General features: G+C 69.2%; 11 protein-coding genes. 5 read left to right on the forward strand and 6 right to left on the reverse strand.

Annotated elements, in window-relative coordinates; all coding sequences use genetic code 11:
- Positions 1-1,170 (forward strand): aldehyde dehydrogenase family protein (locus JNW98_RS32915; RefSeq protein ID WP_223771963.1); only part of this gene is annotated, 1,170 nt, incomplete at its 5' end.
- Positions 1,171-1,182: 12 nt separating this feature from the next.
- Here the strand turns inward: JNW98_RS32915 and dhaK are convergent.
- Positions 1,183-2,175, reverse strand: coding sequence for a dihydroxyacetone kinase subunit DhaK (gene dhaK / locus JNW98_RS32920; protein ID WP_223771964.1), 993 nt, complete (start codon positions 2,173-2,175; stop codon positions 1,183-1,185).
- Positions 2,176-3,018: 843 nt separating this feature from the next.
- Here dhaK and JNW98_RS32925 point away from each other — a divergent pair.
- Positions 3,019-3,897 (forward strand): DUF5655 domain-containing protein, encoded by an 879-nt coding sequence (locus tag JNW98_RS32925; protein ID WP_223771965.1) that lies wholly within the window; start codon positions 3,019-3,021, stop codon positions 3,895-3,897.
- 196 nt (positions 3,898-4,093) lie between these two features.
- Here the strand turns inward: JNW98_RS32925 and JNW98_RS32930 are convergent, their stop codons facing one another.
- The 3 genes from JNW98_RS32930 to JNW98_RS32940 all read right to left on the reverse strand — a co-directional run bounded on the left by JNW98_RS32930 (position 4,094) and on the right by JNW98_RS32940 (position 6,246).
- Complete coding sequence (locus JNW98_RS32930; protein ID WP_223771966.1) at positions 4,094-4,507, reverse strand: TIGR03618 family F420-dependent PPOX class oxidoreductase; 414 nt, start codon at positions 4,505-4,507, stop codon at positions 4,094-4,096.
- Between the two features lie 2 nt (positions 4,508-4,509).
- Positions 4,510-5,334, reverse strand: coding sequence for a DUF317 domain-containing protein (locus JNW98_RS32935; RefSeq protein ID WP_223771967.1), 825 nt, complete (start codon positions 5,332-5,334; stop codon positions 4,510-4,512).
- 195 nt (positions 5,335-5,529) lie between these two features.
- Positions 5,530-6,246, reverse strand: coding sequence for a TetR/AcrR family transcriptional regulator (locus tag JNW98_RS32940; RefSeq protein WP_223771968.1), 717 nt, complete (start codon positions 6,244-6,246; stop codon positions 5,530-5,532).
- A gap of 96 nt (positions 6,247-6,342) precedes the next feature.
- Between JNW98_RS32940 and JNW98_RS32945 the strand changes: the two genes are divergently transcribed.
- From JNW98_RS32945 to JNW98_RS32955, 3 genes are read left to right on the forward strand one after another with little or no spacing between them, the layout of a single operon-like run.
- Positions 6,343-6,687, forward strand: a complete 345-nt coding sequence (locus tag JNW98_RS32945; protein WP_223771969.1) for a darcynin family protein — start codon at positions 6,343-6,345, stop codon at positions 6,685-6,687.
- Entirely contained in the window at positions 6,684-7,124 is a 441-nt protein-coding gene (locus tag JNW98_RS32950; RefSeq protein WP_223771970.1) for a hypothetical protein, read from the forward strand. Before JNW98_RS32945 ends, JNW98_RS32950 begins: the two co-directional genes overlap by 4 nt.
- Positions 7,121-8,671 carry a multicopper oxidase family protein gene (locus JNW98_RS32955; protein WP_223771971.1) on the forward strand — a complete coding sequence of 517 codons (1,551 nt, stop codon included), beginning with the start codon at positions 7,121-7,123 and terminating at the stop codon, positions 8,669-8,671. Before JNW98_RS32950 ends, JNW98_RS32955 begins: the two co-directional genes overlap by 4 nt.
- Here the strand turns inward: JNW98_RS32955 and JNW98_RS32960 are convergent.
- Both JNW98_RS32960 and JNW98_RS32965 read right to left on the reverse strand, forming a co-directional pair.
- Complete coding sequence (locus JNW98_RS32960) at positions 8,668-8,868, reverse strand: YkvA family protein (RefSeq protein ID WP_308015695.1); 201 nt, start codon at positions 8,866-8,868, stop codon at positions 8,668-8,670. The two genes, JNW98_RS32955 and JNW98_RS32960, sit on opposite strands and share 4 nt — an antisense overlap.
- On the reverse strand, positions 8,865-9,167 hold the full coding sequence (locus tag JNW98_RS32965; protein ID WP_223771972.1) for a hypothetical protein: 303 nt from the start codon (positions 9,165-9,167) through the stop codon (positions 8,865-8,867). Before JNW98_RS32965 ends, JNW98_RS32960 begins: the two co-directional genes overlap by 4 nt.
- Positions 9,168-9,242: the final 75 nt, after the last annotated feature.

Raw genomic sequence — 9,242 nt, forward strand, 5'->3', positions numbered from 1 at the left:
GCGGCCAAGTGCGTCAAGGCCATGCGCTGGTACGCCGAGCACGCCGAGGCCCTGCTCGCCGACGAGCACCCGCCGGCCGCCGCGGTCGCCGACTCGGGCGCGTCGGCCGTCCGCGTCCACCACCGCCCGCTCGGGCCCGTCCTGGCCGTCATGCCGTGGAACTTCCCGCTCTGGCAGGTCGTCCGCTTCGCCGCGCCCGCGCTCATGGCCGGCAACGTCGGGCTGCTCAAGCACGCCTCCAACGTCCCGCAGACCGCCCTGTACCTGGAGGACCTCTTCCGCCGCGCCGGGTACCCCGAGGGCTGCTTCCAGACCCTGCTCATCGGATCCGGCGCCGTCGAGTCCGTCCTGCGCGATCCGAGGGTGGCCGCCGCGACCCTCACCGGCAGCGAGCCGGCGGGCCGCTCGGTCGCGGCCGTCGCGGGCGACGAGATCAAGAAGACGGTCCTGGAACTGGGCGGCAGCGACCCGTACGTGGTGATGCCCTCCGCCGACCTGGACCGCGCCGTCCGCACGGCCGTGACGGCCCGCGTCCAGAACAACGGCCAGTCCTGCATCGCCGCGAAACGCTTCATCGTCCACACGGACGTCCACGAGACGTTCCTGGAGCGCTTCACCGCCCGCATGGCCGGCCTGACCGTCGGCGACCCGCTGGACGAGGCCACCGACGTCGGTCCGCTCGCCACCGAACAGGGCCGCGCCGACGTCGAGGAACTGGTCGACGACGCGGTACGGCTGGGCGCCGTGCCCCGCTGCGGCGCCGGCCGCCCCGCCCTCCCCGGCAAGCTCGCCGACGGCTGGTTCTACGAACCCACCGTGCTCACCGACGTCACCCCCGAGATGCGGATCCACCGCGAGGAGGCGTTCGGCCCGGTCGCCACCGTCTACCGCGTCGCGGACCTCGACGAGGCGGTGACGGTGGCCAACGACACCCCGTTCGGCCTCAGTTCCAACGTCTGGACCCGGGACGAGGACGAACAGCGGCGCTTCGCCCGGGACCTGGAGGCGGGAGGCGTCTTCTTCAACGGCATGACCGCCTCCCACCCGGCCTTCCCCTTCGGCGGCGTCAAGCGCTCGGGCTACGGGCGCGAGCTGTCGGGGCAGGGGATCCGCGAGTTCTGCAACGTCACGACGGTGTGGTACGGAGCGGAGCCGAGCGCCGACGCCTGACCTGGGGGCGGATCAACACCCCCAGCGCAGCGCGGGCGTCCGCACGGGAGCGTCCCACCAGCGCAGCATCTCGTCGTCGACCTGACAGAGCGTCACGGAGGCGCCCGCCATGTCCAGCGACGTGACGTAGTTGCCCACCAGCGTCCGGGCCACGGGCACCCCGCGCTCGCGCAGCACCCGGTGCACCTCCGCCGCGAACCCGTACAGCTCCAGCAGCGGTGTCCCGCCCGCCCCGTTGACCAGCGCCAGCACCGGACCGGTGGGGTGGAGGTCGTCCAGCACCGCGTGCACGGCGTAGTCCGCGACCTCCCCGGACGTCATCATCGCCCGGCGCTCCCGGCCCGGCTCCCCGTGGATGCCCACGCCGAGCTCCAGCTCGCCGGCGGGCAGGTCGAAGGTGGGGCCGCCCTTGCTCGGCGTCGAACAGGCCGACAGCGCGACACCGAAGCTCCGCGCCGCCTCGTTCACCCGCCGGGCCACCGACTCCACCCGCTCCAGCGGCGCCCCCGCCTCCGCCACCGCCCCCGCGATCTTCTCCACGAACAGGGTGGCCCCCGTGCCCCGCCGGCCGGCCGTGTGCGTGCTGTCGGTCACCGCGACGTCGTCGTTGACGAGGACACTGGCGACCTGGATCCCCTCGTCCTCGGCGAGCTCGGCGGCCATGTTGAAGTTCAGCACGTCACCGGTGTAGTTCTTCACGACGAACAGCACACCGGCCCCACTGTCCACGGCGGCGGCCGCCCGCACCATCTGGTCCGGGACCGGGCTCGTGAAAATCTCCCCAGGGCACGCGGCATCCAGCATCCCCGCCCCCACGAACCCCCCATGCAACGGCTCATGCCCCGACCCACCCCCCGACACCAGCCCCACCTTCCCCGCCACCGGCGCGTCCCGCCGCCGCACGACCCGCCCCTCGACATCGACGACCAGCTCGGGATGGACGGCCGCCATGCCCCGCAGGGCATCGGGGACGACGGACTCGGGGACGTTGATGAGCATCTTCACGGGGGGCTCCTTCGGTGACGGACGGTTAGGTCGCTGACCTGCATTTCCCCAGGTCAGGCTACATATGAGGAGTTGTTGATCTTGGCGGACTCCGGCGGTCGTTAGCGGTCTGTGGCGGTACTGATGCTGACCTAATGCTGACTTTGCTGATGAGTCGTCAGGTCCTGTGGCTTGTCACTGAGCGTAATAGACGCACGGTAGCCAAGAGTGATAGCAGGCGGAAGCCGACTGAGGGGGCTCGTACCGTGCATGCCGACTGGCTGTGGCAGCCATCCGTTCCGCGAAGGCCGGTCGGGTCGCAGAGGAGGAGTGTGCGGAAGTGGAGCCGCCGTGCTTGGTTCAGGGTGCCGACTCCGGAGGCGTGTGCGCCGCCCCGGATTTGCCCGGGGCGGAGCAGCGTGGCATTTGATGCTCGCCGCAGGCGGCTGGGAGGCAGCGGCTCTCCGAGAACCAGAAGCGACTGGCCTACAACAGCCTGGGGTGCTCCGGCTGACCGGGTACGGACGACGAGAAGGCCTGCTCAGCCGTGCAGGCTGTTCGCCGGCGGCGCGGTGCGCTCAGTGAGACAGTCCACATGCTCGGCCGCAGCAGGTGCTCGTGTGCGCCCTGGCCGCCGGCCTGCGGAACCAGAAGATTCTTCGTCTGCTGGTGGTACATCGGGCACATGGCCTTTGACCTGCGGAAACAGCCGACTTAGTGAAGGGCGGCGAACGTCCTGGCGCGGTGAAGCTGCGTTCGCTGCCGGTCGAGAGATCGGAGGGTGGAGGGACGCTCGGCAGTGTGCGGAAATAACCCCTTGTCGCCTGTCGTTGTAGACGCGGAGCCGAGGGGGAGGATGTTCGGGTGAGGTTGTTTCGCACGGAGGGTGGCGTGACGGAGGTCGCGTCGCGTCTTGCCGAGGTCGAGGCGGACGTTCAACACCTTGTCGAGACCAACCTCGAGACGATGCTCGGCGTACGGTTCCTGGCGAGCGAGTACAGCACCGGGCCTGTGCACGGCGGCCGGATCGACACCCTGGGCATCGACGAGAACGGCGCCCCGGTCGTCATTGAGTTCAAGCGCGCGACCGATGCCGGCGTGATCAACCAGGGGCTCTTTTACCTGTCGTGGCTGGTGGACCACAAGGGAGAGTTCGGGCACCTGGTCCGCGACCGGCTCGGGGCAGCGGTCGCGGCCCAGGTGCTGTGGAGCGCTCCGAGGCTGATCTGCGTCGCCGGCAACTTCACCCGCTACGACGTTCACGCCATCCGCGAGCATCGGCGCAACATCGACCTGGTCCGCTACCGCTTCTTCGGCGCCGACCACTTCGGCCTGGAGACGGTCGCTTCCGTTGCCGCCCAGACGGCGGTCTCACTCGCCCGCCGGGCGAGTGAGACCGCAGGGCCTGGTGCTCGTGCATCTGAGGGCGCGTTGGCGGAGCTGTACGCCGAGGTCGACCAGGTCCTGCTGGGGCTCGGTGACGACATCACCAAGGTCCAGCGCAAGACCTACCGCGCGTACCAGCGCCTGCGGAACTTCGCTTGCGTCTGCCCGCCGCAGAAGAACAAGCTGCTCGTCTACCTCAAGACCAACCCCAAGGAGGTCGACCTCATCCCCGGATTCACCCGGGACGTGACGGGCCTCGGCCACCACGGAACCGGCGACCTGGAAGTGCAGCTGCGCACGGATCGGGACCTGGAGCGTGCCCAGGATCTGTTCCGGCTCAGCTACACCGCGGCGTAGGCGCCGACGGGTATTTGGCCTGTGATGGCGTGGCCAGGACTGGCGGCGTATGGAGTTGTCAGGTCGCTCTCGTTACGGCCTCTCGACGCGGGGTCATGGATTGGCGGTGGACTCCCCATGATGCGGTGGATCCCCGGTTTCGCTAACCGGGGATCCACCGCTATAAGCGATGAGCTTCGGTATGGCGATGCCTCCGTCACCAGCCGGACGGTTTGGCTGTCCCCATGGCGCGGGTGACGGTGATCTCGATGACGACCCGGTTCGGATTGACGCGCGGCGTCTTGTAACGCTGGGTGTAGCGTCGTTCTGCGTCGGTTACAGATTCGGGGTCGTCCTTGATGACTGCGGTGCCCTCGAGGGTGCACCAGCGGCGGCCTTCGGCCTGGCTGACCGCCACCCTCACGCCGGGGCCGGCAGCGCGGATGTTGCGGACCTTCTTGCTGCCGCCGTCGCTGATGACGCGCGCGATTTTGCTCTCGAGGTCGTAGGTCACGCCCACGGGTACGAGGTGCGGAGTTCCGTCGGGGCGGGGCGTGCTCAAGAAGCAGGTCCGACGTTCCTGCCAGAAGGCGTCATCGGGTGCGGAAGGTGGTCGGACGTCAGCCGTCATGATCATTCTTTCACTGGTGGAGCAGCACTACGGCAACCGATGAGCCCGAAAGGACGAGGTTCGAATCCGGGAAGTCGCCGCTGTAATGATCCACCAAATGGGCTGGCTCTGCCTTTCGCCTCGTGCGTCAGCGGGCGCGTACCGCGTTGCTCGGCGGAGGGATGGTTGGGGGGGAGGGGAGCTGCGGCGGTCAGGGTAGGGCGTGTTGGCCGGGAGGGAGGCCGGAGTCCCTGTCCGTGGGCCATTTTGAAGGTGAGGTTCTGCAGGAGGGCTGTCGATGCCTTTGCGGATAGGTGGAGTGCCCAGTTCGGCTGGTGGGCTGCGTGGCCGCCCCAGAGGGTCCAGGCGGAGAGGGGGCTGTTGGGCTGCTGGGCGGCGAAGGCGTCGAACTGTACGCCGGCGGCGTGCGTGCCGGGAGCCTGCCAGGTGACGTAGCGGCGGCCGTCGATGGCGTGCTTCCAGCCCGCGTCGGAAAGTGGCCGGGTCGCCTTGGCGATGACCGTTTCGGTGATGCTGGTAGACGGGCCGCGGCCCCAGGCGTTCTCGCTGGTGATGGTGTTCAGCAGGGTGCCGACGATCTGGGCCGGGGTGGAGGCTGTGGCTGTGCCGTGCCACAAGAGGTCGCTGACGGGTGATTCGTAGGCGGCGAAGGTCCACTTGACGTCGCGGCCGGTGGCGTCGAAGTCGAAGAGCGCGCGCAGAGTCAGGGATTCATGGCTGACGACGGTGGTGTTCTCGTCCCCGGTCCGCACCTTTTCCCAGTCGGCGTGCGAGGCGAGGAAGTCGTGCAGGAGCGCCTCGTGGTCGCCGGCGTCAGCGGCATGCACCGGGACGGTCTCCACTGCCAGCCGTTGGGGTGCGGTTGCCAACTCAGGCCGGGCGGACGGAGGTGTCGGAATCCGTTCATTACTTCAGTGGACATAGCCGCTGACCTGGGCACTGAAGTGTCTACCGACAGGACTGGCGGTCACTTTCGTTTCAGGAGACATTTCAGTGCGCAGCTCCCGTGCCCGACCGGCCGGTCAGCGGGCAGTGTCGCCCAGGGCGGTCAGGATGTCGTCGAGGGTGTGCTCGAAGAGTGGTTCGGGGTCGGCGAGGGCGAAGTCGAGGTGTCCGAAGGCTTCCACGGCCACCGTTCCGTACAGGCGGGTCCAGCAGGCGACGAACACGTAGATGACCTCCAGCGGTACCGGTTCGCCGGAGAGGTGCTCGCGCACCTCCTCCAGCTGCCTCACCCACGCGGGATCGAGGTCGGTGGGCGGGTGGATCGTTCCGCGGCGCCATAGCTGGACCATGAGTTCGAGGATGACGCCGCCGAAGCGCCAGCCGGAGTCGTGGGCGACGGTGCCGGGAGTGGTGTCGGCGTCGGTGACCGGCTTGGCGAACAGCAGCCCGAACTCGTTGGGGTGGGCGAGCGCCCAGTGGCGCAGTTCGCGGCACACCTCGCGCAGTTGCCGCCCGGGCTCGGCGGCCGGGTGGCGGTCGCGGGCGTCGGTCAGGGCGGTGGCCAGTTCGTCGTAGAGGGACGAGGTCAGCGCCTGGATCAGGTCGCGGTGGCCGGCGTAGTAGCGGTAGAGGCCGGGCGCGGTCATGCCCATCTCGCGGGCGATGGCCCGCAGCGTGACAGCACCGGGCCCTTCCTCGACCAGCAGCCGCCGGCCGGTGCGCAGGATCTCCGCCAGGGCCTCATCGCGGACCCGGTGACGGCGGCCGGTACGGGTTCCCGCAGTGCTGGACATGGGCTCGGCCCACCTCCCCTTGACAAAGTTAACACCTATCACTTTACTCTCCCCCGAAAGTTAACGGTGTTAGCAATTGCTCCCGGGGGAGTTTTCATGAAGTACGGCATCGTCTTGACCTATACGGTCACCGAGCGGTGGCTGGCGCTGTCCCGCGAGGAGCGCAACGCGATGCGCAAGGCGCATCTGGAGCCGGTCTTCGCCGCCTACGCCGACCGGGTCCGGGCCCGTTTCTTCGACGCCGAGGCGTTCAGCGGCCGCATCTCGGACTTCGCCGTGCTGGAGACCGGGGACCTGGGCGCGTACTACTTCCTGATCGAGGCCCTGCGTGACACGCCGGTCATCGCCGAGGGCTACCTCACCTTCGGCGAGGTCTTCCTGGGGGTCGAGGACGGCTTCCACCAGTACGAGCAGGTGCTGGCCGGCGGGACGGGCCGGTGACCGAGGACAAGCGGGACAAGCGGCATCAGCCACGGTGGCCGATGCGTGTGCTGCGGGCTGTTGCGGTGGCGGTGCTGCTGGACACGCTCGTGCAGGCCGCGCTGGCCGGTCTGTTCGTCACCGGCGATCTGAACCTGCTCACCTGGCACGCTGCCAACGCGAGCGTGCTCAGCACCCTGACCGTCCTCGAGACGGTGGCGGCGCTGGTGGTGTGGCGGCGCCTTGCCGCCCCGGGATGGCCCGCAGCGGCAAGCGCGGCGCTGGTGGCGCTGGTGAGCGTGCAGCAGGGGCTCGGCGAAGCCCGCATGCTGGCGGGCCACATGCCGCTGGGGATGGCCATCTTCGGCTGCGCGACGGCCCTGGCGTACTGGGCGCTCACCCACCGCACCGGTACCGCCCGGCAGGCGGGTCAGTCCGTGGCGGGGGTGGCCGAGTGAGGCGCCTGAGCCGACGCGGGTTCCTGGGGCTGGCGGCGGGGGCCGGCGCAGGGGTGATCGTGGGCGCGGCGGGCTGGTCCCGCCTGGCCGGCGCCTCCACCGGTCGGGTCCTGGCCAGTGCGGGGCCGCTGCCCAAGCCGTTCGGCGTCCCTCTGCCGGTGCCGCCAGTGGCCCGGCCGGTACGCAGCGAGCGGGGCGCCGACTTCTATGAAGTCGAGCAGCGTGAGGGCCGCGTCGAGATCCTGCCGGGCCGCAAGACCGCGGTGTGGGGGTACGACGGAATCTTCCCCGGGCCGACATTCGCCGCCCGCTCCGGGCGCAGGACCGTGCTCCAGGTGCGCAACAACCTCACCGTCCCGACGGTGACGCACCTGCATGGCGGCGTCACCCCGCCGGAGTCCGACGGCTACCCCACCGACCTGCTGCTCCCTGCCCGCTGCTCACCCGGCCAGGCACGCCAGGCGCACAGCGGCATGACTGGCGGCCACGACGGGAGGACAACCGTGGGCTACCGCAGCTACGAGTACCCCCTGTCGCAGCAGGCTGCGACGCTCTGGTACCACGACCACCGCATGGACTTCAGCGCCCCGCAGGTCTGGCGCGGCCTGGCCGGCTTCTTCCTCATCGGCGACCAGGAGGAGGACCGGCTCCCGCTGCCCGGCGGTGACCGCGACATCCCGCTGATGCTGTGCGACCGCTCCTTCGAGGAGGACGGCTCCTTCCGCTACCCCGACCATGGCCACGACGCCTTCCCCGACGGGGTGCTCGGCGACGTCCAACTCGTCAACGGCGCACCGTGGCCCGTCCTGGAGGTGTCCGCCACCCGCTACCGCTTCCGCCTCCTCAACGCCTCCAACACCCGCCGCTACCAGCTCCGCCTGGAAGCCGAAAAGGGCAGGCGCGGGCGGTTCATCCAGATCGGCAGCGACGGCGGCCTGCTGGCCGCACCCCAGCCACTCGACACGATCGACATGGCACCGGGCGAACGGTGCGACGTCGTCATCGACTTCGCCGGCATTTCCGTCGGCAGCCGGATCACCCTGCGCAACACAGCAGCCGAGGGCGGCATGCGCGACGTCATGCGCTTCCACGTCGTCCGCACGGCACGAGACGACAGCCGCATCCCGGCGCGCCTCGCCACCTCCTTCGACAAGCTCACGCCGAGCAAGGGCATGCCGGTGCGGGCCTTCGACTTCCGCCGGACCAACACCGGTGAGGACCGGCAGATGTGGACCATCAACGGCCAGCCGTTCAGCACCGACACCGTGCTGGCGTCCCCGCGCCTGGGCAGTGTCGAGCGGTGGCGCTTCAGCAGCGACTTCCACCATCCCGTCCACGCGCACCTGGCCCAGTTCCAGGTCATCGCCCGCGGCGGCAGACCACCGGCCCCGGCGGATGCCGGCTGGAAGGACACTGTGGACGTCCGCCCGTACGAAGTGGTGGAAGTCCTCGCACGGTTCGCCGGGTACAAGGGGCGCTACATGCTGCACTGCCACAACCTCGAACACGAGGACATGGCCATGATGGGCAACTTCCAGGTCATCTAGCGAGAACCCGAGCTGGCGGCGCCGTGGCGGCGGTTCATGCCGGTCAGACGGACCAGGGCGGCGAAGCCGTCCTCGGTCCCCGGCCAGTGCGCCCGCACCGCCTCGATCCCCGCACGGCGCACCACTCCGCGCAGGACGAACGCGACGACGATCGCATCGTCCGCGTAGCCCAGGATGGGGATGAAGTCGGGGATCACATCGATTGGCAGCGCCAGGTAGACATTAGCCCGGCAAGACGCATGCGGACCCCACGCGGCAGGCTCTTGTCGGCGGCCAGACGACGCAGCAACCGAAGCAGGTCCGGCAGCAGCCGCAACGCCTCACCCAAGAGAGCGCCCTTAGGGCGTACGACGACAAGAGCGATCAGCAGGACCAGCCAGCACACGACGAGGCCCGCGCCGATCCCCAGAAGGATCTCCCACCGCATCGACTGCTCCCGGTTGCTTTCAGGCAAGGTCACCAGACCATCGCGTACCCACCAAGCCAGACACAGCAAGGAGCATATTGTCCACATCTAGGCAGTTCGCCACTGAAGTAATGCGCGAAACACTGAGCTCTTTCAGTGTTGCCA

This window comes from Streptomyces huiliensis (genome assembly GCF_020037025.1).
In the GTDB taxonomy this organism is placed as follows: Bacteria; Actinomycetota; Actinomycetes; order Streptomycetales; family Streptomycetaceae; genus Streptomyces; species Streptomyces huiliensis.